Annotated in this window: 22 protein-coding genes; 6 read left to right on the top strand and 16 right to left on the bottom strand. The window is 46.6% G+C overall.

Annotated features, from left to right (window positions below):
* Positions 1 to 8: 8 nt before the first annotated feature.
* Positions 9 to 920, top strand: a complete 912-nt coding sequence (locus ACIGBN_RS10415; RefSeq protein ID WP_396665279.1) for a LysR family transcriptional regulator — start codon at positions 9 to 11, stop codon at positions 918 to 920.
* On the opposite strand, the gene ACIGBN_RS10410 is transcribed toward ACIGBN_RS10415, so the two are convergent.
* Together ACIGBN_RS10410 and ACIGBN_RS10405 are read right to left on the bottom strand one after the other, a co-directional pair.
* Positions 912 to 1,322 carry a SufE family protein gene (locus ACIGBN_RS10410; protein ID WP_396665277.1) on the bottom strand — a complete coding sequence of 137 codons (411 nt, stop codon included), beginning with the start codon at positions 1,320 to 1,322 and terminating at the stop codon, positions 912 to 914. The two genes, ACIGBN_RS10415 and ACIGBN_RS10410, sit on opposite strands and share 9 nt — an antisense overlap.
* Entirely contained in the window at positions 1,315 to 2,532 is a 1,218-nt protein-coding gene (locus ACIGBN_RS10405) for an aminotransferase class V-fold PLP-dependent enzyme (RefSeq protein WP_133002228.1), read from the bottom strand. Before ACIGBN_RS10405 ends, ACIGBN_RS10410 begins: the two co-directional genes overlap by 8 nt.
* A gap of 241 nt (positions 2,533 to 2,773) precedes the next feature.
* Here ACIGBN_RS10405 and ACIGBN_RS10400 point away from each other — a divergent pair, with 241 nt between their 5' ends.
* Positions 2,774 to 4,318 (top strand): GntR family transcriptional regulator, encoded by a 1,545-nt coding sequence (locus tag ACIGBN_RS10400; RefSeq protein ID WP_396665274.1) that lies wholly within the window; start codon positions 2,774 to 2,776, stop codon positions 4,316 to 4,318.
* Here ACIGBN_RS10400 and ACIGBN_RS10395 read toward each other — a convergent pair.
* The 3 genes from ACIGBN_RS10395 to ACIGBN_RS10385 all read right to left on the bottom strand — a co-directional run bounded on the left by ACIGBN_RS10395 (position 4,315) and on the right by ACIGBN_RS10385 (position 6,822).
* Positions 4,315 to 4,941, bottom strand: coding sequence for a DsbA family protein (locus ACIGBN_RS10395; RefSeq protein ID WP_396665272.1), 627 nt, complete (start codon positions 4,939 to 4,941; stop codon positions 4,315 to 4,317). The genes ACIGBN_RS10400 and ACIGBN_RS10395 overlap by 4 nt on opposite strands.
* A gap of 181 nt (positions 4,942 to 5,122) precedes the next feature.
* Positions 5,123 to 6,319: an amino acid aminotransferase gene (locus ACIGBN_RS10390; RefSeq protein WP_133002225.1), complete on the bottom strand. Its 1,197-nt coding sequence runs from the start codon at positions 6,317 to 6,319 to the stop codon at positions 5,123 to 5,125.
* A 308-nt stretch (positions 6,320 to 6,627) separates the two neighbouring features.
* Positions 6,628 to 6,822 carry a PA3496 family putative envelope integrity protein gene (locus ACIGBN_RS10385; protein ID WP_133002224.1) on the bottom strand — a complete coding sequence of 65 codons (195 nt, stop codon included), beginning with the start codon at positions 6,820 to 6,822 and terminating at the stop codon, positions 6,628 to 6,630.
* A gap of 184 nt (positions 6,823 to 7,006) precedes the next feature.
* Here ACIGBN_RS10385 and uvrD point away from each other — a divergent pair, with 184 nt between their 5' ends.
* Both uvrD and ACIGBN_RS10375 read left to right on the top strand, forming a co-directional pair.
* Positions 7,007 to 9,220, top strand: coding sequence for a DNA helicase II (gene uvrD, locus ACIGBN_RS10380; protein ID WP_133002223.1), 2,214 nt, complete (start codon positions 7,007 to 7,009; stop codon positions 9,218 to 9,220).
* Positions 9,221 to 9,474: 254 nt separating this feature from the next.
* Positions 9,475 to 10,536 carry a Gfo/Idh/MocA family oxidoreductase gene (locus tag ACIGBN_RS10375; protein ID WP_396665269.1) on the top strand — a complete coding sequence of 354 codons (1,062 nt, stop codon included), beginning with the start codon at positions 9,475 to 9,477 and terminating at the stop codon, positions 10,534 to 10,536.
* A 121-nt stretch (positions 10,537 to 10,657) separates the two neighbouring features.
* Here the strand turns inward: ACIGBN_RS10375 and ACIGBN_RS10370 are convergent, their stop codons facing one another.
* The 4 genes from ACIGBN_RS10370 to ACIGBN_RS10355 form a co-directional block, all read right to left on the bottom strand.
* Positions 10,658 to 11,341, bottom strand: coding sequence for a 1-pyrroline-5-carboxylate dehydrogenase (locus ACIGBN_RS10370; protein WP_341566360.1), 684 nt, complete (start codon positions 11,339 to 11,341; stop codon positions 10,658 to 10,660).
* A 22-nt stretch (positions 11,342 to 11,363) separates the two neighbouring features.
* Positions 11,364 to 14,486 (bottom strand): bifunctional proline dehydrogenase/L-glutamate gamma-semialdehyde dehydrogenase PutA, encoded by a 3,123-nt coding sequence (gene putA / locus ACIGBN_RS10365; RefSeq protein ID WP_396665267.1) that lies wholly within the window; start codon positions 14,484 to 14,486, stop codon positions 11,364 to 11,366.
* Between the two features lie 362 nt (positions 14,487 to 14,848).
* The gene (locus ACIGBN_RS10360; RefSeq protein WP_133002219.1) at positions 14,849 to 15,625 is read right to left on the bottom strand and encodes an AraC family transcriptional regulator; all 777 of its coding nucleotides are present in this window, start codon (positions 15,623 to 15,625) and stop codon (positions 14,849 to 14,851) included.
* Positions 15,626 to 15,800: 175 nt separating this feature from the next.
* Entirely contained in the window at positions 15,801 to 16,760 is a 960-nt protein-coding gene (locus ACIGBN_RS10355; protein ID WP_133002218.1) for an NADPH:quinone reductase, read from the bottom strand.
* A gap of 373 nt (positions 16,761 to 17,133) precedes the next feature.
* Here ACIGBN_RS10355 and phoU point away from each other — a divergent pair, with 373 nt between their 5' ends.
* Together phoU and ACIGBN_RS10345 are read left to right on the top strand one after the other, a co-directional pair.
* A complete protein-coding gene (gene phoU, locus ACIGBN_RS10350) occupies positions 17,134 to 17,844 on the top strand; it encodes a phosphate signaling complex protein PhoU (RefSeq protein WP_133002217.1) in 711 nt (236 codons plus the stop codon).
* Positions 17,845 to 18,027: 183 nt separating this feature from the next.
* On the top strand, positions 18,028 to 18,528 hold the full coding sequence (locus ACIGBN_RS10345) for a GAF domain-containing protein (RefSeq protein WP_133002216.1): 501 nt from the start codon (positions 18,028 to 18,030) through the stop codon (positions 18,526 to 18,528).
* Between the two features lie 100 nt (positions 18,529 to 18,628).
* Here the strand turns inward: ACIGBN_RS10345 and ACIGBN_RS10340 are convergent, their stop codons facing one another.
* The 7 genes from ACIGBN_RS10340 to ACIGBN_RS10310 all read right to left on the bottom strand — a co-directional run bounded on the left by ACIGBN_RS10340 (position 18,629) and on the right by ACIGBN_RS10310 (position 26,700).
* Positions 18,629 to 20,425, bottom strand: coding sequence for a sensor histidine kinase (locus ACIGBN_RS10340; protein WP_396665264.1), 1,797 nt, complete (start codon positions 20,423 to 20,425; stop codon positions 18,629 to 18,631).
* Positions 20,426 to 20,428: 3 nt separating this feature from the next.
* Positions 20,429 to 20,947, bottom strand: a complete 519-nt coding sequence (locus ACIGBN_RS10335) for a hypothetical protein (protein ID WP_133002214.1) — start codon at positions 20,945 to 20,947, stop codon at positions 20,429 to 20,431.
* Positions 20,948 to 21,094: 147 nt separating this feature from the next.
* Positions 21,095 to 22,099, bottom strand: a complete 1,005-nt coding sequence (gene oppF, locus ACIGBN_RS10330; protein WP_133002213.1) for a murein tripeptide/oligopeptide ABC transporter ATP binding protein OppF — start codon at positions 22,097 to 22,099, stop codon at positions 21,095 to 21,097.
* Positions 22,096 to 23,106, bottom strand: coding sequence for an oligopeptide ABC transporter ATP-binding protein OppD (gene oppD / locus ACIGBN_RS10325; RefSeq protein WP_396665262.1), 1,011 nt, complete (start codon positions 23,104 to 23,106; stop codon positions 22,096 to 22,098). Before oppD ends, oppF begins: the two co-directional genes overlap by 4 nt.
* A 9-nt stretch (positions 23,107 to 23,115) precedes the next feature.
* A complete protein-coding gene (oppC, locus tag ACIGBN_RS10320) occupies positions 23,116 to 24,042 on the bottom strand; it encodes an oligopeptide ABC transporter permease OppC (protein ID WP_133002211.1) in 927 nt (308 codons plus the stop codon).
* An 11-nt stretch (positions 24,043 to 24,053) separates the two neighbouring features.
* On the bottom strand, positions 24,054 to 24,974 hold the full coding sequence (gene oppB / locus ACIGBN_RS10315) for an oligopeptide ABC transporter permease OppB (RefSeq protein ID WP_133002210.1): 921 nt from the start codon (positions 24,972 to 24,974) through the stop codon (positions 24,054 to 24,056).
* A 103-nt stretch (positions 24,975 to 25,077) separates the two neighbouring features.
* Complete coding sequence (locus tag ACIGBN_RS10310; RefSeq protein ID WP_396665259.1) at positions 25,078 to 26,700, bottom strand: ABC transporter substrate-binding protein; 1,623 nt, start codon at positions 26,698 to 26,700, stop codon at positions 25,078 to 25,080.
* Between the last annotated feature and the right edge of the window lie 294 nt (positions 26,701 to 26,994).

The raw sequence follows: 26,994 nt of genomic DNA, 5'->3' as shown, positions 1-26,994 counted from the left end.
CATTTCTTATGAAATTCAGACAGCTGGAAGCGTTTCGTTACATAATGCTACGAGGCACAACCGCAGCAGCCGCGGCTGAAATGCATGTCTCACAACCTGCTGTCAGCCGATTATTAAGTGATTTAGAATACGATTTAGGCTTTGCTTTATTTGATCGACGCAAGGGACGGCTTTATCCGACTCAGGAGGCGGCGGAATTTTTTCGTTCGGTAGAAGAAAGCTTTTTAGGCATGGAAAAGCTGGAATCTGTGGCGTCGAATATTCGTACACGAGCCCCTAGTGAGTTGAAAATTGCCAGTACATCAGCGATTGCGAGCAGCTTATTACCACTCGCTTTGAAGGAGCATAATAAGTATTTTCCAGATGAACGGGTGATTATTCATACAGATGCTATGTCTGAGTTGGTAATGAAGCTGCAAACGAACTCAGTGGATTTAGCGATTGGCTTACAACTGCCACAATTGATTGGTATTGAGCGTGAGCTAATTGGTCATGCGCGTTTCGTGTTTGCTGCTCGCTCAGACCACCCTTTGGCTAACAAAGCAGTAATTACAGCTGAGGACTTAATCGGTGAGTCTGTGCTTACTGTGGTGGATCATTCTCCAGCATACTGGAGCGAGCTAGGTGGTGTTCTTAGTTCGGTAAAGTCTCAATTGAAACAGAATATTATGATAGACACTTCGCACACTGGGTATGGAATTATTGCAGAAGGTATGGCTGTTGGTGTGTTAGAGCCTTTTGCGGCAAGAGTATGGGAAGGAAAAGGGGTAATAGTTCGTCCTTTTGAGCCCGCTGTATACTACCCATATGGTTTAGCCTACCCAACGAATGCACGGCAGCATAAATCTCTTTATAACTTTACTCAGACGCTGAAAAAAGTGGCTCAAGGTATGAAAGAGTTTCATTATGACCTAACGTGACAATGGGTTGTCTTGAATCTGCTTGAGGATGGCCAACACACCATTACTGCGTGAGCTAGTGAGATAGCTGGAGAGGTTGAATTCAGCTAGCTCTGCTTTTAAGTCCATTTTTTGTATGGTTTGCTGCGTTTTTCCTGTCACTAGGCTGATGACCGCGACGAGTACACCCCGCATTAGTTTGGCGTCGCTGTCGGCCTTGAAATAGCGACGTCCAGCGTCTTCTACCACTATTAGCCAGACCGCGCTTTCACAGCCTTTGATTTTATTGTCTTCTGTTTTCTCTTCACCTGATAAGCGCGGCAACGCCTTACTCAAGGTAACCAATGCTTTAAACGTTTCTTCTTTGCTGCGGCAGGCTTGCAGCTGTTGTTTAACTGTATGTGGCGTCGGAAAATCAGTCATCGCCTAATATCTCAATAGCTTCTAGTAAAACATCGCAGAATTGATCCGCTTCTTCGAGTGTATTGTAACAAGCAAACGAGGCTCTTAACGTACCACTGACACCTAACTGTGCCATTAATGGATGGGCACAGTGGCTGCCCGCTCGAACCGCGACGCCCTTGCTATCTAGGTAAGCGTTTAAATCGATGGTATGAATATTGGGTACACTTAACGACACCAATGTGGTGTTCTTCTCTGGTGAATAGAGCTCGATACCACCTTCTTTGATGAGCCGAGTGTAGACGTGATTGGCGAGTTTTTGTTCCCATGCTAATAATGCGGGCCTGTCTTGTTGGGTAAGAAACTCACAAGCAGCAGCAAGGCCGATGGCACCTTCTATATGAGGTGTGCCAGCTTCAAGGCGATAAGGTAACAGGTTAAATTCGGTCGCTTGATAGGCCACATGACGCACCATTTCGCCACCCGTTTGGTAAGGGATTAAAACCTCTAATGCCTGACTCTTACCATATAAAACCCCAATGCCCGTTGGGCCATACATCTTATGGCCGGAGAAAACATAGAAGTCACAATCGATGTCTTGTACGTCCACAGGGTAATGGGCCACGGCTTGAGCGCCATCTACTAGGGTAAAGGCATGGTATTTTTGGGCTTCTGCGATCATGGTTTTTAATGGCGTGCTTACGCCGATGGCATTGGAAACCTGAGTCGCAGCAAAGATGCGGGTTCTGTCGGTAAAGTATTTCTGATACTCATTTTCCCATTCGCCATTTGAGGTGAGAGGCAGTACGCGCAACCGTGCTCCGGTACGAAAAGCCAGCTGCTGCCAAGGAACAAGATTGGCGTGATGCTCAAGGCTGGTAATCAGAATCTCATCGTCTTTTTGTAGTAGGTGTTCTAGACCATAAGCGACCATATTAATCGCTTCTGTGGCCCCTTTGCTCCAGATAACATGGCTGTTTTTTGGGGCATTAATAAAGTGCGCTAAACGCTCTCTGGCTTGCTCAAAATGATTGGTGGCTCGGTCGCTGAGAAAATGCGCACCACGATGAACATTGGCGTTAAAAGAGCGATAGTAGTCTTGGATGGCGTCTAAGACGAACAATGGCTTTTGCGTTGTTGCCGCATTGTCGAGGTAAGCCAACGGGTACCCATACGCCGTTTGCTGAAGAATGGGGAACTGGTTGCGCAAGGTATAAGAATCAAAAGCCATAGACAGTCTACTTTTTGCGTTGCTGGTGGTCTTAAATAAGCGTGTTGCAGCACGCATTAGTGTTAGGTAAAAGCCTAAAAAGCGCCAATACTGCTGTTAACTTAATGAAATTGTACCTTAACTTCCTAGGGTCATTGGGAATTATTGGTATTTTACTTGCCTTTTTTGCTTGTCTTTTTTGATAACCCCCTTACTCTTTGATAACAGATAGTAGATGACAAACTAGAAAAGGTACAAAGCGGTGGCGGATTTTTTATACAAAGGGGTAGTGGACTGGTTTTTAGATCAAGTCTCACAAGAAGCGATTGCACCTGGTGATCGCATGCCCTCGTTACGAGCGTTGGCTAAGCAGCTTAGTCTTAGCTTAAACACTGTGATCCATGGCTATGAGATATTAACGGAAGAAGGTTGGATCGAATCTCGACCTAAATCTGGTTACTTTGTTTGTCACCGGAGCGATATTAAACCGGCGCTTTTATTGGCTGGCGAAGCATTGCGTAAATTAACGCCTGTAGGCAGTAAAGCGGCGTGGTCTTGCCTTGCCCACCGCGGTGCCTTGGTCGATCAAAGCGATGCTTTCCTAGCGTCTTCTGTGCGTTCCGAAGAAGTGGATATACCCGTTTTAGGAAAGGGCCACCTGACTGTCCGTGAAACCGTCAGTGAACACCTCAAAGGGTTAGGGATTAAAAATCACGCCTCGCAATTATGGTTGGGGCATTCCCCCTTGACCATGCTGACACAAAGCATTCAAACACTGACTCAGCGTGATGACACTGTGTTGGTCATTACGCCTTGCGATCCTCGTTTATCATCTACATTACAAAGTTTGGGCCGCCAAGTGATCAGCATAGCGGCTGGAGACCGAGGTGTGGACCTTGATCTAGTGGTTCGCTGTTTGCAGGAAAATGAAATAAAGCTTCTGATTTTACCTGGGCAGTTTGCCTTCCCTGCAGGGCTTGCGATCAGTAATTTAAGCTTGCGTCGCTGGGTGGCCATTATTGATGAGCTAAAACTGCCAACCATTGAATGGGATCTTTGTTCGCATTTGGCGCATCGAGCAGGCTCGCTAATGACCTATAAATCGTTAGATTCGTCCGATCATATTGTTTATATCGGAGGAGTAGAGACAAAAGGGGTAAATCGTTCTGCTGGCTGGTGTTTGCCAGGTCGCCATCAGAGTGCGTTAGAAGGCGCATTTCTGTCGGTGGACATGGCCTTGAGCGATGCCCAGCAACACGCCTTGAGCGAGGCGTTATTATCGACAGGAAAACGCTCGTTAGTGCGTCGAGCTCGTCAGGTTTGGGCCAATTCTGAGCGTATAAAAGCGCACCTTGAAACCCATTTACAAGGGCAAGTCAGTTTTGCCGCTAGTAAGGGAGGAATCGGACTTTGGATGAAGTTAAAGGCGCCACTAAATCAACAGGATATGACAGCATTACTGGCCAATTACCGCCATGTTATCGTGCCAGGTCAGTTGATCAGTGACGAGCCAGAGGCAGATCACTGGATGGCGATTAACGTTACCTTAGATGATATAGAGCCACTGGCTAAAAAACTGGCTGAACGCTTGTCTTTGAAGGCCAAAAACGGACCAGAAACCAACCTAACAAACACCGCTGACAGCGCTAAATCTGAACCTCTGGATCGTCCTGAAAAAGCGATAAAAAGCACGCCTTTAACGGATTCTGAGGCCGTTGATAAAAAAGAGGACAGAAAACACCATGATGCGTCTGCTAATCCTCTTTATAACCCAATGTTGGATCTGATTAACCACGATTTTGGCTAAGCGAGCGCCTTTTTAATGGCCGCTAGCATGGTGGTTGAATCTTGGTAATCCAATGGAATAGGCGTTAGGTGATCTCCCAGCAATAAGGCCAGAGAAGGGAATGAATTCAAGCCCAAATGACGCGCTTGATTGATTTCCTGCTCTAGCAATTTTTCATTTTTCACATGGGCCATGGCCTTTTCGAATCCGGCTGCTTTTAAACCAATGTGTTCGGCACACGCGGTTAGTGTGTCTAGGTCTGATGGGTTCTGCGCGTTAAGATAATAGGCTTCTTGGATCGCATGGTACATCTCATCTTCAAGGTCTGAATCTCTGGCGACCAGGCAAGCGCGGCACGCAGGATAGGTCGAGCGACGAGGCTGAGCATTGCGCCAAAAATCAAAGTTAAAGGTCGTACCAAGAGACGCACTAATGTGCTGCCAGGTTACTTCTAGCTTGGCTTTCATGTCTTCTGACATGGGCGTGTCTGAATCGACGGCTAGCCCACCTAACATAGGCTGAATCGAAAGCTGCTTCGAATCGATTAAAGGTTGCAGGCTTTTTTGCAGTTTGGTCCAAGTAGGGCGAAATCCCCAACACCAACTGCACATAGGGTCATAACAGTAAATTAGTGTGGCTGTCATAGGTGATTTCCATCAAAAAATGAATAAAAGAAAGCCTTCAAGGCTAACAGCCTGACTCTTCACTGAACAGTATTTTTTTGCGTAATTTACCCGAAGAAAGACATTAAAAAAGGCCATTTTAACATGGTTAAAATGGCCTTTTAAGTGGCGTTATTTCACTCTAGGTTCGGTGAAATTCGCGCTAGTCTTTGAGAATCGCCGCGATCGCATCGCACAAAGGATCCATGTTTTCATGGGTCATTCCAGCGACGTTGATACGTCCAGAACCCACAATATAGATACCAAAGTCTTTGCGAAGCTGAGCCACTTGATCTGGTGTCAAACCTGAAAAAGAGAACATGCCGCGTTGCTTAGAAATAAAGGAGAAGTCTTGTGTTACGCCTTTAGTTCGCAGTGTATTGACGAACAAGCTGCGCATCTCATGGATACGAGAACGCATGCTTTTCAGCTCCATTTCCCACAAACTACGCAGCTCTTTGCTGTTAAGAATCTCAGCGACAATGGCAGAGCCATGGGACGGTGGATTCGAATAGTTCGTACGGATGCAGCGTTTCACTTGAGTGAAAGCCGCGTCGGTTTGTTCTGCGGTTTCGCAAACAATCGTCAAGGCGCCAACGCGTTCGTTGTAGAGGCCAAAGTTTTTCGAAAAGGAGTTTGCGATCAACATTTCAGGAACATGTTCAAGGAAGGTACGCAAGCCTTTAGCGTCTTCTTCAATGCCTTCACCAAACCCTTGGTAAGCGAAGTCAAACAGAGGCAAGAACCCTTGTTTGCTGCAAAGCTTGGCCAATTGGTACCACTGTTCTGGTGTTGGATCTATGCCAGTCGGATTATGGCAGCAACCATGAAACAGAACCACGTCGCCAGCTGGCACTTGAGAAAGGCTGGCCAGCAAGGCTTCGAAATCCAAGCCTTTTGTGTTGGCATCGTAATAAGCATAGCTGCCGACTTCCAAACCAACGGATTGGAAAACCGCTTGGTGGTTTGCCCATGTTGGGTTACTGACCCACATGGTGGCTTCTGGCAAATGTTTTTTAATGAATTCTGCTGCAACACGAAGTGCACCAGTACCGCCAGGTGTATGGGCGGTCTGTGCAAGTTGTTTGGTAATGATGTTGTGTTCTTCACCAAACAGAAGTTTTTGTACCGCTTGTCGATAGGCTGGTGCGCCTTCGATACTTAAGTAGCTTTTTGTTAGTTCTTGGTTCAACAAGCGCTCTTCTGCTTGTTTTACCGATTTTAATATCGGCGTAGCGCCTTGTTCATCCTTGTATACACCCACACCTAAATTGATCTTATTGGGATTTAGATCATTACGGAAAGCGTCATTTAGGCCAAGAATAGGGTCTGCAGGAGCAGCTTGGATATGTTCAAACATGGTGACTCCCCAAAAGGGTTATTTGCTGTTTTTATTATCGGTTAAAAGATCAGAAATCAGAGCGTATGGTACTCCAACACAGACATAACCGCTATAAAAAGGGAGCAAAGAAGGGCGAATAGGCAGTGTCTTTCAGTTGTTTTATATCAATACTTAGTGCGTTTTTGAGCGTAAAAAAAAGCGGCCAAGCAAAAATCTTAGCGAAAAAGAGAGCATCGCTGGAAGAAAAGGTCAGCGAGCTTGAGCAGCAGATAGGGTGTCTGCTGCTTAATAAATTACTTTTTTAGTGAGACAATTGAAAAAGTGTCTTACTCGTCCCACCCGTCAGAAATCGCTTGGTGTAAGCGTTTTTCCTCTAAATGCTGTTCAATGGCACGACGTGCTTTTAGCATGCGTACACTGTCTTCCTTTTGATTACGTTCGCTTTTTTCCTTCTCTAGGCTAATAGAAGCGTGAAGGATGTCGGTTTTTACTTCAGTCAAAGTTTCAGAAATATGATTCATCGCTATACCCTTTGGCTAATTCGATGACACTGAAATGCACAGATCACTGTCATCGACTGTTGAAAAAAGTCAAAATAGACAGACAACTCGTTTTCAAGTTTATAAAAAACGCTAATCGATCAAAAATCAACCTATTTTTGCGCTTTTTTATGACAAACATATTAAATAATTACGGCGGAATGTAATGGACGTTTCTTTTATCCTCGACTCGTTAAATGATAAACAGCGTGATGCAGTGGCCGCACCATTGCAAAATAGCCTAGTACTCGCGGGGGCAGGATCTGGTAAAACTCGCGTATTGGTGCATCGCATCGCGTGGTTAATGCACGCCTATGAATTGTCGCCTTATAGCCTGATGGCGGTGACCTTTACCAATAAAGCCGCGCGTGAAATGCAAGGGCGTATTGAAGAGCTTGTTGGAGTGCCACCACAAGGTATGTGGGTGGGAACGTTCCACGGTTTAGCCCATCGATTATTGCGTGCCCATTGGCGTGATGCTGGTCTGAAAGAAAACTTCCAGATCATGGACAGTGACGATCAATTGCGCTTAGTGAAGCGCATCATGAAATCCATGAATATTGATGACACTCGCTGGCCGCCGAAGCAGGTCTGTTGGTTTATCAACGCGCAAAAAGACGAAGGCCGACGCGCAGCCCATGTGCCAGACAGCCACGACCCTTTTTCGAAAGGCATGCGAGAACTTTATTATCATTATGAAGAGGCGTGTGAAAATGGTGGCTTGTTGGATTTTGGCGAGTTGCTGCTACGCGCCCATGAGTTAATGCTGACGAACCCACCATTGTTGCGTCATTATCAAGAGCGCTTTCGCCATGTGCTGGTGGACGAGTTTCAAGACACCAACACCATCCAATATGCCTGGTTACGCGTTATGGTTGGTGATCAAGGCACTATTACCGCGGTGGGGGATGATGACCAATCCATTTACGGTTGGCGTGGCGCAAAAATCGAAAATATTCAAAACTTCACTAAGCATTTCAAAGATGTACAAACCATTCGTCTGGAGCAAAACTATCGCTCGACGGGGCATATTTTGAATGCCGCCAATGGCTTGATCAAAAATAACGACGATCGTCTTGGCAAAGAGCTTTGGACAGAAAGTGGCGAAGGGGACCCTATTTCTCTTTATGCTGGCTTCAATGAGCAAGACGAAGCGCGTTTTATCATCGGCATCATTAAGCAATGGCGCGACAAAGGCACGTCGCTGAGTGATATGGCCATTTTGTATCGTTCCAATGCGCAATCCCGAGTGCTGGAAGAATGTTTGGTGCGCGAACAGATTGCCTATCGCATTTACGGTGGTCATCGATTTTATGATCGTCTAGAAATCAAGAACGCCTTGGCGTACGCCCGTTTAGCGCTTGATCCAAATGACGATGGGGCAATGGAGCGAGTCGTCAATGTGCCGCCTCGTGGCATTGGTGAGCGCAGTATTGGCACCTTGAGAGAAATGGCTCGTGATGAAGGCTGCTCTATGTGGCGAGCCGCGCAAATGATTGTAGAGAAGAGCTTGATGCCGGCTCGCGCAACCAATGCCATTAAGTCTTTCTTACATTTGATCGAAGGTTTAAACACGACGGTTCAGCAACCAGACCTCAACTTAAATGACATCTTTGAGCAAATCATTGAAGAAGCAGGTTTGATCCCGTTTCATGAAAAAGAGAAAGGTGAGAAAGGCGAAGCACGCATCGAGAACTTGAAAGAGTTGGTCGGCGCGGCAGGTGGCTTTAGCTGGAGTGATGAAGACGAAGAGTTCAGTTCGCCCTTGATGGCTTTCTTAGACAAAGCCGTATTAGACGCTGGCGATGCGCAAGCGGATGAATACCAAGACGCGGTGCAATTGATGACTCTGCACTCTGCGAAAGGCCTGGAGTTCCCTCTGGTGTTCTTGACTGGGGTGGAAGAAAATCTGTTTCCTAGCAAGATGTCCTTTGAAGAGCCGGGCCGCCTCGAGGAAGAGCGCCGACTTTGCTATGTGGGCATCACTCGCGCGATGGAAAAACTCTACATCACCTACGCAGAGTCTCGTCGTTTGTTTGGCAGCGAGTCTTTCAATAGCCCATCGCGCTTTATCAAAGAGATCCCAGTCGAGTGCTTAGAAGAAGTTCGCCTGCGTTCACAAGTGAGCCGACCTGTTTCTATGCAGCGTCCTGATTATCAGACAGAGAAAAACCGTCTGCAAAACAGTACGGTACTGAACAACTTCAAAGCGCCAGAAGTGAATGTCAGCATGGGAGATCGGGTTAAGCATCCGGTGTTTGGGGAAGGCTTGGTCATCAACTACGAAGGCCAAGGCCCACAGGCTCGTGTGCAAGTGAACTTCGATGACGAAGGCAGCAAGTGGCTCGTCTTGTCGTTCGCTAAATTGGAAGTTTTGTAGCTTCGGTGTAGATGAAATATCTCCTTGTCTGATTTGCTTGCGCCTGCTTCGCAAGCTCAGCGCAAATCAGACAGCGAGATAATTTAAAAAAGTCTGCAGGGTCTTTTTCCTGAATAAACCTCTTACTCGCTCTCTTTCCTCCATTCTTTAGCTACTAAGTCCAGAGTGTTGGGCTATTTCTTTGCTTACAGCAAATTTCATTTATTGCCTGTAAACTGTTTATAACAATAAAGAGTAAAAGGAAGGGGTAGAGCATGGCAATTCGTGTTGGTTTGATTGGTTTCGGCTTATCTGGGCGTGTTTTTCACGCGCCGTTTGTGATCAATGATCCTGATATGGAGATGGCGTATGTGTGCAGCTCTAAGGTAGAAGAGGTGCACACCGCGCTGCCAGAAGTGACTGTAGTATCGACAGCAGAGGCGGTTTTTACCGCTTCTGATGTGGATCTGGTGGTGATTACGACACCGAATGCGTTGCATTTTGAGCAGGCAAAAAGTGCGCTCGAAAGCGGTAAACATGTGTTGTTAGAAAAACCCTCGGTGACGAGTGTGAGCCAGATCGAAGCGCTTTGCTCCTTAGCCAAGCAGCAAGGTTTGGTGTTTTGCGTGTATCAGAATCGTCGCTTCGATGGGGATTTGCAGCGCCTGAAAGCCCTTATTGATGGCGCAGAACTGGGTGAATTAAAGCACCTAGATTCTCGTTTTGACCGCTTTCGGCCTCTGGCTCAAGCCCGTTGGCGTGAAGAGCCTGGTGTGGGGACGGGGATTTTCTGGGACCTTGGACCGCACATATTAGACCAAGTCTTGTTTCTTTTCGGCGCGCCAAAATGGCTTCATGCGAGTATCGATTGCCTGCGAGAAGGCTGCCAAACACACGACTGGTTTGAGCTGGAGCTAGGCTACGACGATAAGCGCATTCGTTTAGGATCAACGCCATTTGAAGCAGGTGACATGCGTCGTTTTAATGCGCGTTTTACACAAGGCAGTTGGCAATGTGTGGGGTTAGACCCACAAGAAGAAGCGTTACGTGCTGGGCAAATGCCCTGGCAGTCTGAATTCCCCTCACAAGCCGCACAGCAGCGTAACACTCGTTTTGTCGCCCACACTCAAAATGACATAGAAACGTTCCAAGAGTCCGCCACACAGGGCGACTACGCGGCTTTTTATCGTCAATTAGGCCATGCCATTGCCGGTAAAGGTGATGCCCCTGTTTCCATGGAGCAGGCTTGCCAACTTATTTATGGCTTATGTTTAGCGGAGCAATCCGCCGAAACCGGCCAACGAGTGGCTTGGGATTACACGCCAAGATTAGGCTAGCGCTGTTTTTCAAGACAAAAAAAACCCTCTTTCGAGGAAAGAGGGTAAATCAGTTCAATAGGGAGGTCTCTATTGAAAAAGAAACTTTGACTCAGAGACATGGGTCTCTGAGTCGTTTGCATTACTCGTCTAAGCTACCCAACTCAAGCAAGGTCGCGTTACCGCCGATTGCTGTGGTGTTGATAGAGATAGCGCGCTCTGTAACAAAGCGCAAAATGTAATGCGGTGCCGCAATAGTCGTTAAGTTCTGGCTGTCATTTTCAATGACTAGCTGACAGATCAAGCCGCTTTTTGCTGCTAGGCGTTGGTTTAATGCTTGCGCTTCTGCGTCATCACACAAAATGGCGATGCCCGCTAGGTTATTCGCTTCAACGATAGAATCTAGTGCTGATTCTGCGATGTTTTGAATCACACCTTCAGGAACCGACGTGGCGATTTTATCCATGATTTCTTGGCCTTTAGGGCCCACGGTGATGACTGGGTTCCCCGCAATCAAGGCCGCAAACACTTGACCAACTAAACCAACGATAGCCGCTTCACTGTCATCGTTAGAAAGACATAGGAAAGCACCACGACCTTGAGTAGAAAGCTCATTGCTTTCACCTGTTGGTCCTACCATAGTTAACGTTTCAGCGATTTCACGCTGAGCGTTATCGATCTGCCAAACCGCCATTTTACGTTGCGCTTCAGGGAATAGGGTAAGGGTGCGAGCTAAATGCTCGTCACGACCTTCTACACCTAGAGAATCCCATGCTTCAAATACTTTGTCTGCTACTTGAATTTGAACAGGTTGTACGATTGTCATTGCCTTGTCTCCTCTGCTCGCCTTAAAGTTGCTTTTCAATAGCGAAGCGTTGTAGATAATGTGGACCGCCCGCTTTAGGACCGGTACCTGATAAGCCTTGGCCACCGAATGGCTGTACACCAACAACGGCACCAACTTGGTCGCGGTTAATGTACAAGTTACCAACGCGAGCGCGACGTGCGATACGTGCACATGTCGTTTCATTTCGGCTGTGAACACCCATGGTCAAACCAAACCCTGAGTTGTTGATGGTATCGATGATCTTATCTAGGTCTTTCGCTTTGTAGCGAACCACGTGCAAGATAGGACCAAATTTCTCATCCGTTAGCTGATCAATAGTGGCAATTTCAAACGCAGTAGGTGCAACAAATGTTCCTTTGTCAGCAAACGTCGGCAATGCGGTTTCGCCGATCAATTTGCCTTCTACTTTCATGCGTTCAATGTGCTCAAGCAACATGGCTTGGGCTTTTTTGTCGATCACTGGACCCACGTCTGTGCTGTGTAGGTAAGGTAAGCCAACAGATTGTTCTTGCATGGCGCCTTTGATCATCGGAATAACTCGATCAGCGATGTCTTCTTGAACAAACATGACACGCAGAGCTGAACAACGTTGACCAGCAGAAGCGAAGGCGGAACGCACGGCATCACGAACGACTTGCTCAGGCAGAGAAGTAGAGTCGATTAGCATGGCATTCTGACCACCTGTTTCTGCGATAACAGGAACCGGTGCAACACCACGAGCTGCCAAGGTACGGTTGATCAATTGTGCTGTGCCGGTTGAACCTGTGAAGGCCAAACCTGCAATGCGTTTGTCGCTTGTGATTGGCGCACCAACGGTTGCACCGTCACCTGGAAGTAGGTGAAGTACATCAGTAGGAACACCGGCTTGGTGCATCAATTCAACCGCACGAATCGCGATTAAGCTGGTTTGTTCAGCGGGTTTCGCCACCACTGTGTTACCAACAACCAATGCCGCTACAACTTGTCCAGAGAAGATCGCCAATGGGAAGTTCCAAGGGCTGATACAAGTGAAGACACCACGACCTGTCAGTTGAACGCTTTGTTCTTGACCTAGGTAGTTAGTAAAGGTGTGAGGCGCTGCGAAGTTGCTGCGCGCTTGTTGCGCGTAGTAACGGCAGAAATCCACGGCTTCACGGACTTCGTCAATACTGTCCTGAATGGTTTTACCCGCTTCACGATGACAAAGCGCGATTAGCTCTGGGTAGTTTTCTTCCATTAGGTCGGCAGTTTTGTCTAAGCAATCAGCACGCTCAGAGGCAGGACGTGCAGACCATGCAGGGAAAGCCGCATCCGCTAGATCAATGGCTTTAGTAACCGTTGCTGCGTCTGCCCAGTCGATTTGACCCGCAGTTTCACTGTGGTCATATGGACTAGTAATGGTATGTGTTTGGCCTGTTTCTACTTTTTCGCCACCCACGATAGGGAAAGCACGCCATTGAGTGTCTTGCGTCATGAAGGCATCAATTTTGGCTTTAAATGGACCCCAATCAGATTCGATCTCGATGTTTGGACCAAACGAGTTTTTGCGGTCTTCAAACATGTCGATTGGCAGTTTGATGTTTGGGTTCGATAGAGACTTGCGGCCTTCTAGCGTTGTTACTGGGTGATCTACCAATTCAGAAATTGGGCAACGAGCATCGATCAAACGGTGAACGAAAGAGCTGTTGGCGCCGTTTTCTAGTAGACGACGAACCAAGTAAGGTAGCAAATCTTTATGGCTACCTACTGGTGCGTAGATACGTACACAGATGTCATTGCCTTTGATTAGGCTGTTGTATAACGCATCGCCCATGCCGTGAAGGCGTTGGAATTCGTATTCTTGCGTGGTCGCACCTAGCTCTTGTGCTAAGCAGCTGATGGTCGCAATTGTGTGTGCGTTGTGGCTCGCAAACTGCGGGAAGATGTTCGCGCGAGTGTGTTCGCTCAATAGGAAACGGGCACAAGCCAAGTAAGAAGTGTCTGTCGCTTCTTTACGAGTGTAAACCGGGTAACCATTGATGCCACGTTGTTGGCAAAGTTTGATCTCAGAATCCCAGTAAGCGCCTTTTACAAGACGAACAGGGATGCGGTCACCTTGTTCTTTAGCCAAAGCGGCAAGCCAAGCGAGAACAGGTAGCGCGCGTTTTGAGTAGGCTTGAATAACCAAACCAAATAAGCCCCAGCCACGAACACTTTCGTCACGGTACAGTTTTTCGAACAGGTGAAGAGACAATTCAAGACGATCTGCTTCTTCTGCATCGATAGTAATACCGACGTTCAATGCACGTGCTTTCGTGATAAGGCCTTTTACGCTTTCGAACAACTCAGTCATCACGCGTTCTTCGCTGCCCACTTCGTAACGTGGGTGCAGTGCAGACAGTTTGATGGAGATGGTTGGGCGGTAGCCTTTGGTGTACGTATCACGACCAACGGATTCAACCGCTTGCTCGTAAGACTTTAGGTATTTGTCTGCATCTGCAGAAGTTAGTGCGGCTTCACCCAACATGTCGAAAGAGTAGGTGTAACCTTTGTCACGGTAGCTTTTGCCACGAGACAAGGCTTCTTCGATGTTGCGACCCAGTACGAACTGATGTCCCATGATTTTCATCGCTTGGTTCATCGCTTTACGAATCACTGGCTCAGAAACACGGTTTACCATGCGGTTTACTAGGTTGGCTGGTGTGCCATCGCTTTTTTCGTCCATAGTGACGATTTTGCCGGTTAGCAAAAGTCCCCATGTTGACGCGTTAACGAAGAAGGAATCAGAGTTTTTAGCGTGAGAAGCCCAATCGGCCACACTTAAACGGTCTTTGATGAAAGCATCTGCAGTGGCTTTGTCTGGCACACGCATTAGTGCTTCGGCCAAACACATCAGCAAAATGCCTTCTTTTGTGTCTAGGCTGTATTCCAGCAACAAGGCGTCGATCATAGACATGCTGTCATCGTCTTTACGCACTTGTTCGATCAATTGTGTAGCAGCATCCGTGCAGGTTTTTAGCGCAGCGTCAGTCGGCTTAGCTAAAGGTAATAATTCGTTTAACCACTTTTCCTCATCCGTATTGTAAAGAGGAGAAATGAGCTGCCACAATTCGTTTAGTGGTCGCTGAATGAAGTTGGGTTGTAATACTTCAATTGCTTTAAACATGGTCGGATTCTCCCGCTACAAATCAAAAAGCCGGTTGGCTTTTTTTGATTAGACCGTGTGTTGTTATAGAGCATCAGGCGATTTTTTGCTTTTTTATTAACGGTTCATTTTTACTGTTAATTTTCAAAAAATTGCATGTCTGGATAATGGACACACTTTAGTGACAGAGTGTAGAAACTGTCTTTCGAAAAAGTCGGTTTTTTTTATAAGAAAATCCGATTTTAATGGAAGAAAACGTACATCGCTCGATAACTGTGCAAAAACTGTCGCTAAAATGATCGAAATGCTTACGAATGGTGCGTAAGTGGTTTTTAGATATTGTCATTTAGCGAAATGGAATATTTTCCAAAAACGTGGAAATATTAACTTTTTGGAAATTGTTTTTGATAACGCAGTGGCGTAATCCCCAATGTTTGAGAAAACACATTCGTCATTGCACTTTGACTTGAGAAACCACACATCTCTGCCACTTGAATAGGCGGAAACCCTTCGCTCAATAATTTTTGAGCGCGTTCTAAGCGCTTGCGCATTAAATATTGGTGAGGCGTCATACCGGTTCGTTCTTTAAAGCGTTCGTGAAATTGGCTCACACTTAAGAAACAAAAATTGGCTAACTGACTAATATGAACACGGCGCGATAAGTTGAGCTCGATAAACTGATCCAGCTTAGTAATGTCCAGCTGGTTGCCACGGACTCTTACGTCTTTGTTATTCGTCAACTGATGGCGAATAGCGCTGAGTAAGGTGTTACCACAGGCTCTGGCTAACATTGGGTCGTTTGGGTATTGTTGTAGCTCGCCAGATAAGGCGGAGGCTAGAATTTGTAACCTAGGATTTAATTGAAAGTAGGCCGCTTGGTCAAAGAGCCGTGACACTATCTCATATTCTTCGTCGGTAATGGCTTTTTGTGGTGGAATAGGAAGGTTAACCACCATGATCTGATTGTCGCCTAGGCCCGCAAAGGCATGACTGTTTTCAGATGGCAAAATACAGCCACCACCAGTAGGAAGCTGTCTGCTTTTACCCTCAATATCGAAGTCCGTCTTACCATCAACCACCACCACAAGTTGATGGTAATCATGGTCGTGAGTATCGGCTTCATTAGGCAAACTGAAAACGTCAGATTCAGAAGAAGTCAAAGTACATAAACTCATCAATATAGTAGTGGAAAATAATCCCAAGTATAGCTGTCTTAATAGGCCTTTAGTAGAGGGGAGATGATGAGATTTATTCAGTCCGTTAGTTCGTTCTCGCGGTGTTGCGTGATAGTAAAGACACCTTATTGATCTATAAGGTGTCTTCGGTCGGTAATGGCTAGTTAACTTGAACCACTAAGTTGCCTAATGCGCCTGATAATAAGACGTCATCGTGCGCTTGTGCGAGTTCGGTTAATGGGTAACTTTTACGAACGACGGGTTTTAATACGCCTTTTTGAAACAGCGGCAGCATGCTTTTGGCAATAAGTTGTAGATCTTTTGGTTGAGCATTTGCCAAGGCGACACCAATAACAGAGGCGTCACGAGCCATTAAGTCTCTAGGGTTAATCTCCACGGTTCCTCGGTTGCCAACAACGGCCACACAACCACCAAAAGCCAAGGCTTTTAAATCTTGATCTAGGTTGTGATTGGCGAGCATCTCAATGATCACATTAAAGCCGTTTTCAAGTGACTGAAAAGGCGCTAAATGATTGTCTTCATTGTGCAAGATGACGTTCGTCACACCCAGTTGATTAAGCAGTTCAACACCCGCTTGAGTGCCTGCGCTGGCAACAACTTCCATTCCTGCGGCTAACGCAAGCTGTACTGCTGCCGTACCAACGGCGCCAGTGGCTCCATGGATCAATACTTTGTCGCCGGCTTTTGCTTGCGCACGTCCAAACAGTGCGCGATGCGCCGTTGTGAAAGGAACACCAAGGCAAGCACCTTCTTCAAAGCTTAGGCAGTCCGCTAGAGGGAACAGTCTATCTGGCGCACAAATGGTGTATTCAGCGGCAGAACCGCCTAGGTTGCGGCTAAAATACACGCGTTGTCCGACGGTAAAACCAACAACGTTTGCGCCCACTTCCATAACGGTACCGGCACCGTCTGAACCTGGTGTATGAGGAAAGGTCGCAGAATAATTATTTACACCTGAGCGAATGTAAGTATCGACAGGGTTGACGCCGGCCGCGCCGACTTTTACCAATACCTGATCTGCATTTATTGTTGGTGTGTCAACGTCAACCAATGTTAGATCGCTTGCTGGGCCATAATTCATTATCTGCATTGCTTTCATAAAACTCTCGCTTATCACCGTAGTTGTAATTGTTGTTTACGTAGAATATTACTGTAAGGAAACAGTCTATGGGATATCGGAATATATGGGAATCTTCTTATGATGAGAAATAGTCCCTGAGCGGTGTGCTGGAAAGTCTGTTTTTAACATTTCTGTAACACAGTGGCGTTATAGTTCGGGCTTAATATGAGTAGTCTGGTGATAGAGTAAGCAAATATCTTATATTGGTGTTCTGTTTATTTTCTTGGGAAGGACTGCTTAATGGCTTTTTAAGCCTTGATGAAAAACCAAACGCTAAAGCAATACAGTCAATCAACGGGTTTCCATTAAACCGCATTACAGTCATTAAGGCATCGAGGCGGAAGGACTAATTATGAAAGAACTAACATCAGATCACACATCGAAACAGTTTAACAACGAGCTGGAAGCTTTACGTCAGCACTTTCTGACGATGGGTGGTGTGGTTGAATTACAAGTACAGAATGCCGTTCAAGCTTTGATTGATAGCAATGGTTCTTTAGCTGAAGATGTGAAAGACAAAGACGCTACGGTAAACGAGCTGGATGGCATCATCGATCAGGAATGTAACCGTATACTGGCAAAACGTCAGCCAGCCGCTGGTGACTTACGCATGGTCTTATCCATCAGTAAAGCCGTCAGTGAGCTTGAACGTATGGGTGATGAAGCGAAGAAAATTGCACGATTAACGCTGAAATTGATTGATGAAGGTGAGTCTCCTCGCGGTTATGTAGAGATCAACCGTATTGGTCAAATGGTGTCACGTATGATTCGCGATACCTTGGATGCTTATGCCCGTTTAGACATCGATGCCGCGATTGCCGTTGTAAAACAAGACCATTCGGTGGACCAAGAATACAAAACGGCGTTGCGTTCTTTGGCTACTTACATGATGGAAGACCCTCGCAGTATTTCTCGTGTATTGAACGTTATCTGGGTCTTACGCTCCTTAGAGCGAATTGGCGATTACTCACGTCATGTATGCCAGCATTTGGTGTTTATGGTGAAAGGGGTGGATGTTCGTCATACGCCAGCCCATGAGATTGCTGCCCAAGTAAACCAGTAATCACCTTGTTATATTGATCGCTTGTTTTGATGAGTATGAGCTGCTCTAGGTCGCGTTGTGACCAAGGGCAGCTTTTCCCTATCGCGCCTCTCAATTCCCCATTCTTTTACGTATTTCATATTGGTTCTTGATCTGACTTTGCCTATCATTCGATGATTATTTTCATTGATTAGGTAAGCACCCATGTTTGAGATAGACGTCAACTCGAATAGCACACCTGAAGTGTATTATCAGGAATTGAACGACCAGTTGGCCGGCTTGTTGACAGGGGAGCGTGATTTGATCTGCAACGCCGCTCAGTTTTCTGCGTTTATTATGCAAACGGTAGCGGATTTAAATTGGGCGGGTTTTTACTTTGCCCGCAACGAAGCGCTGGTTTTAGGGCCTTATGTTGGCAAAGTAGCGTGCACTCGGATACCTTTTGGACGAGGCGTATGTGGCGCCGCTGCCTTACACCAAGAAACCCAACGCGTTGAAGATGTGCATGCCTTCTCAGGCCACATCGCGTGTGATTCCGCGTCGGCGTCTGAAGTGGTTATCCCGGTTGTGGTTGAGGGGCGCTTAGTGGGAGTGTTTGATATGGACAGCCCATCAACAGCACGCTTCTCGGCAACGGATCAAATCGGTTTAGAGAGATTGGTTGACACGTTTGTGGCCGCAACGGATTTCACTTGGTCGCTGTAAGATAAGGTGTTGTTACGCGCTTTGGCCTTGCTTGAAGAATGAGGTAGCTGCCCGCCACACTGGCGGCCATAGCGCGGTGAAATAAGACATTAAGACAATGCTATGAGCGCTGGAAAAAGTGCTTGATGCGTATGTTTAGCTGAGATTGCGTTAGGGGAAAAGTGATACTTTGCGCGCTCGCTAAGTAAGGGCAGTGTTCTGCATCCAGCTCAAGGAGATGATCGTATAAAACCAGCGCGCCATTTTTTTGCCATTGTAGAATACTGGCTTCTGTTTCTGGGCTGATCAAGTCAGGTTCAGTGATGATCACCAGATCAATTTCCTCTTCTTCGTGATGAGGGCCTTCCGAATAGTATCCCGCCTCAATATTCAAATCCCCTAATTGCATGCGTAGAAATTGGGCTAAATGCATGTCTTTGGTGAAAATAAGCGCTCTTTTTTGCAAAGAACAAACGAAAGTCTCTCTCTCTTCTGTGTGCTCTTGGTCTGTCTCATAAGGAATATCAACCCAGAACTCGGTTCCCGTATTGGGTTCGCTCGAGAAGTGAATGTCGCCCCCCATTAAGTGAACGAGCTGATAGCAAAGGGACAGACCCAGTCCAATGTCGCTTTGTAATATAGAGTGCTGGTCATTTTGTGTTAGAGGAGACGAGCGTAAGTGTTTTTGAAGCGAGTTTTCTAACCCAAAGCCCGTGTCTTTTATGGCTATTTGTAACATGGCAAAGTGATTGCCCCCGTTGCTGTTCTGCGGGGGCGCCAAGCTAGAAGGTCTAACATGAATGCTAATGCTGCCTTTTGAGGTATGGCTAATGGCGTTTTGCAGTAGCTCTAAGAGGATTTCCTTTATGCGTTTGAAGTCTAGATTGATCATGGAGGGTAAGGCAGGATCAATATAGCTCACTAATTTTAAGCCTTTGGGCTGTAATTTATGGGCGAAAATATGCACATAGTCGTCGAGGTTTTTTTGCAATGATTCGGTGGTTGTCACCAAATTGAGCTTTTGCGCGTCCATCAAGACCAAATCAGAAAACATATTAATCGTATGCAGCAGCTCATTTGCCGATTCTTTAACGTTCGTTGAGAAGGTGGGGCTGGAGCCGTTGTTTTTGTCTGCTGAGCTGGAGGGTTGTCCTAATAACGCCTGGATTTGAGGTCGTGTTTCTTGCACGACAAGCGCCAATATTTTGGCTTTTTCATCATGAATATCTTGGACTTCTTGAACCAACTGTTGGTTTTTTTTCTGATTCTTTCTGAACACAGATAAGCCTTTCACAATGCAAAAGCAGAGTAAAAACAAGCTCGCAAGAAAGCACACCATGAGGATGCGGACGCGTTCTAGATTGTCCCCTAGGGCGCGTCTTTGTCGGGCGATGTATTTATTGGTGCCTTGACTGACTAGCACGGTAAATTCGTTAACCTGGTTATCGAGTCGCTTTAACCGAGTCGTCATATCATTGAGATAGGAAAGGTCGCCTTCTTCGATTTTCGACAGGTTTAAACTGATCAGCTCCAGTTCACCAGTAATGATATTGAGCAGGCGTACGGTTCTGCCACCGGTTAAGCCGCGAATCAGATAACCCACTTCACCGTTACGTAACAGGTCGACACGGCTCATTAATAGATCGTATTGCGCATAGGCAGCGCCGTTTAGAGGCAGATCGTTTTTATCGAGTTCTACCAGATAGTTAAGAAAGCGATACGACTGCAACTGAAATTGTAATGAGTTCCAAAGAGAGTCTTCATAAATTCGTTGCTTGGTCGCTTGTGAGCCATCGCTAGAATAGATAACGAGACTGAAGGAGAGTAATAGAGTGCTAATGAAAAAAGTGGCTAACCCGTAAAGGTACCAGTGCTGCAATTTAGGCGGAAAGAGTTTTTGCATAAATCGCGTTAGCATATTTTATTCTTCCTGAGCGCTATTGGTGAGTACCTTGATCGAGCTGACTTGCCAAATGGCTCGCCAATAGTAAACCTCATTGCGCAAATGCTCATTATCATCAAATGGGTAGAGCACCATTATTGGCCCTAGGTTTCTGATACTAATGTTTTTACCGTCTTTTTTAATGGCAAAAATAGCGCCGTACTTCACAAAATCGCTAACTGGAATATCAATGACATACTGATTAAGCGCCCTGATTCTTAACGTGGCGCCTGTGCCACCCACTAGCTTTAGTAAGTCCATGGCGGAAAAGCCAATATAGTCGTGTGGGCGTTCGTTTTTGCTAACCCAACCCATGGTTGTGGTGAGCTTATGCTGAGGTAAGGCCTCCAGCATTTTTCTGTCGAGTTGTGCGCTGTCGCCAACGTTCGTATTGGCGACATTACCCGTTAAGGTTAATAGTACGGGTCCAGTAGGCTGAGGCAGTGCAAACACTGGTGTGACGAAAAGTAGCATCACAGATAATAGAAATGCACGCATACATAGATCCCTTATGATTTAGTCATTCTTCATCATAACAAAGTGCGGACAATTTGCAGAGAACGTGATTGAGCACAATAACGTCTATGGTTATAACAAACGCCCAGTAAGTTATATAGGGCGCTGTTAGGAGAGAGTCAAGCTTGGTTACGCAAGTTCAGCAAGGCGAATGCATGCCGCTTGGTGTTGGTCTGATAGCTTTTCGAGAACCGGTTTTTGCTGGGTACATTCTTCATTCGCATGCGGACAGCGAGTACGAAAGACACAGCCTGATGGTGGATTGATCGGGGAGGGGAGGTCGCCGAGAAGGAGTTGGATCTTTTTGTTTCTCTCATGCTTAGGGTCTGGCACTGGCACGGCAGATAACAAGGCCTGGGTGTATGGATGACGAGGGTTATCATACAGAGCATGTTTGCTTGCCAATTCGACTGCGTTGCCAAGATACATCACAAGAACACGGTCTGATATGTGTTTTACGACACTCAAATCATGAGCGATAAAGACCAAGGACAAACTCATTTCTGCTTGGAGCTCTTTAAGCAAATTTACGACCTGCGCCTGAATAGACACATCCAATGCCGACACGGGTTCGTCACAGACCACCAATTTGGGTTTGAGAATCAAAGCGCGAGCAATGCCGATGCGTTGGCACTGGCCGCCAGAGAACTCATGAGGGTAGCGGTTAATGACATTGGGCAATAAGCCAACACGGTCCATGATAGCGCGTACCTGATCTTTCACTTCCTGCTTGGACAGATGAGGCTTAAAGGTGCGTAATGGCTCTGCAATGATGTCACCGACTGTCATGCGTGGGTTCAATGACGCCAACGGATCTTGGAAGATCATTTGCAGTTCTTGGCGTTTGTCGCGCATTTGTTTTTTGTCGAGGTCGGTTAGGTCTTGTCCTAGCCAAACAACATGACCTTCGGTAATCGGCACAAGGCGCAATAACGCGCGTGCTAGCGTGGATTTACCACAGCCTGATTCGCCTACGACGCCTAGGGTTTCGCCTTCAAAAATGGTCAAGTCGACACCATCGACGGCTTTTAACGTTTGGCCTTTTTGCCACGGCCATGCGTTATCAGATTTGACATTAAAATGGACTTTTAGATCTTCTACTTTCATCAATACAGTGTTGGTTGCGTTATTCATACAGCCTGCTCCCAATGAATCGGTTTATGACAAGCGCGCAATTTTCCTGCTTGGTACTCTTCTAGCGAGGGTGCTTCTTTACGACAGCGGTCCTCTGCGTGCTGGCAGCGTTCTTGGAATGGGCAACCAGTGGGTAGGTTTAATAAATTGGGTGGGTTGCCTGCGATGGTGGCCAACGTGCCCTCATTGCTATCGAGACGAGGAATCGCCTCTAATAAGCCTTGCGTATAAGGGTGAGTCGGATGGTAGAAAATATCGTCTGTTAGGCCATATTCCATGGTACGACCCGCGTACATCACCAGTACCTTGTCGCAGAGCCCAGCCACCACACCTAAATCGTGGGTGATCATAATAATGGAGGTATCGAACTCCGCTTTCAGTTCATTTAAGAGCGTCAAAATCTGCGCCTGTACTGTTACATCAAGCGCCGTTGTTGGTTCATCGGCGATGAGCAATTTCGGCTGGCATAATAGCGCCATTGCTATCATTACTCGTTGGCGCATGCCGCCTGAAAACTCATGAGGATACATCTTCATCCGCTTACGGGCTTCTGGCATCTTGACCGCGTCGAGCATCTTCACAGACGCCTCAAACGCATCGGCTTTGCTCATGCCTTTGTGCAAAATCAGCACTTCCATTAATTGCTGACCGACTTTCATGTAAGGGTTTAATGACGTCATAGGATCTTGGAAAATCATCGCGATTTTTTCCGAACGGATCTTATTCATTGCCTTTTCATTTAGGCTAAGAATGTTCTGTCCTTCAAAGCGAGCTTCGCCTTCGATTAGGCCATTACCGGCGAGCAACCCCATGAGTGCAAAGGCGGTTTGGCTTTTGCCTGAACCGGATTCACCAACGATGCCAAGTGTTTCGCCTTGAGCGAGATTGAAATTAAGGTCGTTGACGGCGGTTACTTGGCCATCTGGCGTAGTGAAATTGACCCTCAGATGGTCGACTTCTAGAATGTTGTTGGTCGCCTGTTTGGGCGTATTGTTCAAGGATGTCATGGTCGCCTCCTAGCGGTCTTTTGGATCTAGAGCGTCGCGTAAACCGTCGCCTAGGAAGTTAAAACAAAACAGGGTGACGACCAAAAAGGCCAAGGGCCAAGCTAGCTGCCAAACCGCAATTTCCATGTTTGGAGCGCCTTCTGAAATCAAGGCTCCCCAGCTTGTCATTGGCTCTTGTACGCCAAGCCCTAAGAAACTGATAAAGGATTCTAGGAGAATCATATTCGGCACCAATAAGGTCGCGTAAATGATCACCACGCCCAACACATTTGGCACGATATGACGCAAAATGATTTTGGGTGTGGAGACACCACAAGCGTAAGCGGCTTCAATGTATTCCTTGTTTTTTAAACTTAAGGTTTGGCCGCGAACGATCCTCGCCATGTCTAACCAAGAAACGGCGCCAATGGCGACGAAGATCAATAAAATATGACGACCGAATACCGTCATCATAATGATCACGAAAAACATAAAAGGAAACGAGTTAAGGATTTCAAGAAAACGCATCATCACACTGTCTACGCGGCCGCCCATATAGCCAGATGTGGCGCCATATAGAGTGCCAATGACGATGGCGACAAAGCTGCCGAGCACCCCGACCATTAAGGATATTTGACCGCCTTGCATGGTGCGTACGAAGATATCTCGGCCTAGTGGGTCGGTGCCAAAATAATGCCCTGAGGCGATGCTAGGGCTGCCTAATGTTGAGATATCGGAGAGGGCTTCCCAGTCGATATCAGCGTAATTCCATTGGCTTAATATAGGGCCAAAGATGGACAATCCGGCGATTATCGACAGTATGATTAAGCTAATTACCGCGGCTTTATTACTGAAAAAACGACGTCGAGCATCCTGCCATAAGCTGCGGCCTTCTACTTCGACAACCTGCTCGGCGAATTGTGTTACGGCCGTTATATTTTCTTTATTTGTTATCATGGTGACGTGCTCTAGTAACGAATTTTTGGGTCAATGAAGACATAAACGATGTCGACAATGGCGTTAAAAAGAATGGTCAACGTGCCGATCAAAATGGTGATGCCCATGACCATAGAGTAATCACGATTGATCGCACCATTTACGAAATGCTGGCCAATGCCCCCGGTACCAAAAAACTGATCCACCACCACGGAGCCGGTGATAATGCCGACAAAAGCCGGGCCTAGATAAGACACCACAGGCAGCATCGCTGGGCGCAGTGCATGACGAATAATAATGTGCGACTTCGGCAGGCCTTTTGCTCTGGCGGTACGGATGAAGTTGGAATGCATGGTTTCTATCATGCTGCCGCGAGTGATACGGGCAATTTGTGCAATGTAGCTGGTGGACATGGCAATAACAGGCATGATCAAGTAAGGCCAAGCTCCGCCATTCCAACCACCGGCTGGCAACCAGTGATAATGAATGGAGAAAAAGAGAATGCACAAGGGGGCAATCACAAAGTTTGGCAGTACCATGCCGATGTTGGCAAAGGCCATCACCCCATAGTCGAGCAAAGAGTTTTGACGCAATGCGGCAAACACACCACATAACACACCGATAGAGACAGCAACGACAAAAGACCAAAAGCCGATTTCAGCAGAGACTGGAAAGCTTTGTGCGACCAATTGGTTGATGGTGAAGTCGGTGAAACGAAAGGAATACCCTAAGTTGCCGTGCAGCAGATCCCAAAGGTAATGAAAATATTGACTCATTAGGGATTCATTCATGTGGTACTTGGCTTGCAAATTTGCCAACACGGCGGGCGGCACACCACGCTCTGAGGTAAACGGGCTGCCCGGAGCAAAGTGCATTAAAAAGAACGAAAGAGTCACTAAAGCAAGCAGCGTAGGAATCGCTTCAAGCAAGCGCTTAATAATAAATCTGAGCATAAAAAACACCTGATTAGGTCGCCGCTAGACGGCTAATACTAGGAACCGTTAATTGGGAGTAAATACCCAGCGCATGACTGCGCTGGGAGAGGTCGAAGCAATCTTAATGGGCGATGATGTACATATCGCGAGTGTAGATATTGTCTTCAAGGTTGGGTTTGTAACCGCCGACGTAGGTTTTCACTAGGCGTTTGATTGAGTATTGGTAAATAGGCGCAACGGCCATGTCTTTATCAATCACTAAATCTTCTGCTTTTTGATAGAAGGGCGCAGGGTCCTTCGCTTTGGCCGCTTGTGCCATATAACCATCATATTCTGGGTTGTTGTAATGGGCGTTGTTACTGGTATTGGTAGATTTAAACAAATCCAAGAAAGTAGAGGCTTCGTTGTAATCACCTACCCAACCATCACGCGCTACGCCAAAGTTGCCTAGGTTACGAGTGTCGATGAAGGTTTTCCATTCTTGGTTTTCAAGTGTTGCGTTGACTCCCAAGGTTTTTTTCCACATGGACGCCACCGCGATGGCAATCTTCTTATGGCCATCGTTGGTGTTGTACAGCAAGGTGAAATCAAGTGGGTTGTTCTTATCGTAACCGGCTTCTTTCAGCAGTTCTTTTGCTTTTGCATTACGTTCAGCTTGTGTCCACTTCGCGTATTCAGGCTGTTTTGCTTTAAAACCATCAACAGAAGGAGGCGTAAATGTATAGGCTGGGATCTCCCCAACGCCAGTGACGTATTTGGTGATGATAGTACGGTCGATCGCGTAAGAAAGCGCTTTACGGACTCGAACATCATCAAAAGGCGGTTTTTGGTTGTTAAAGTCGTAGTAGTAGGCCGCTAATTGCGGTGTGACTTTTACTTCGTCCGGCGTGGTTTTCAATAACTCTTTGTAGCGGTTAGTCGGAATACCTGAAAAAGAGGTAACATCCAAATCCCCAGCTTGGTAACGGCTGAACTCGACGGTTGAATCTTTAATCGGTAAGACAGTCACCTTGTTAATAATGGTTTTTTTGTCGTTCCAGTAATCATGGTTACGGACAAACACCATTTTCTCATTAACAATCCAAGTGTCTAACTTGTAAGCGCCGTTGCTGACCAAGTTGCCTGGTTTCGTCCAGTTGTCACCAAATTTTTCAATGGCTTTTTTGGGCGCTGGGTACATGGCCGAGTTCACGGTCATTTTAACGAAGTAAGGTACTGGATGATCTAGAGTGACTTGGAAAGTGTATTTATCCAGTGCTTTAACCCCCATGTCAGCCGGTTTAGCCTTACCGTCAATGATGTTTTGTGCATTAATGATACCAGCAAGGGCCGCGTACCAAGAGTAAACAGAGGCGGTTTTTGGGTCGACAAGGCGCTGGAAGCCATACACAAAGTCATTGGCTGTGACTGGGGTGCCGTCAGACCATTTTGCATCGTGACGTAAGTTAAAAGTGTAAACGGTATTGTCGTCATTTACCGTATAGCCTGTGGCCACGCCAGGTACTAGCTTGCCACCTTCGCCTTCACTGTAAAGTCCTTCAAAAAGATCTTTAGCGCGAAGAGAACCAGGCGTTCCTTGGATCTTCTGCGGATCTAGTGTCGCTGGTTCTCTTTCACCGCCTTTTACTAATTCTTGTTTGTCCGCTAGCTTTACACCCGCCGGCACATCGGCTGCGTGTACCTGCATAGCGGTAAACGATGCTGCGATAACCGCACTCGCAAGTAACGTTTTTGTCATTTTCATAGTGTTCCCTTCGTAGTTAACTTTTGTTTATGTATTTTTATAATGGCAGCCGTGCATCGCATGGCATTAAGCGACCGCTGAGCTTTCATAGTTCATCAATTTACAAAAGGTCACAATCGAAATTCCGCATCAAGCTATGCGTCAAATAAACGCTGGGGATAAAATCGACCTTGTTTAAGCCGGTTAAAAAGACGCTTTTCAAGCGGCTTAAGGGGGAAATAGCGGCGTGTCATCTGGATAGTCGAGACTCTGTATGGAGCCCATGATAAGCGCGTGTTACTCTCTGAGGATTGA

Source organism: Marinomonas sp. NPDC078689, from assembly GCF_044542435.1.
Lineage (GTDB): Bacteria > Pseudomonadota > Gammaproteobacteria > Pseudomonadales > Marinomonadaceae > Marinomonas > Marinomonas arenicola.
The sequence above is the reverse complement of the archived record's forward strand: the minus strand, read 5'-3'. Positions and strand labels throughout refer to the sequence as shown.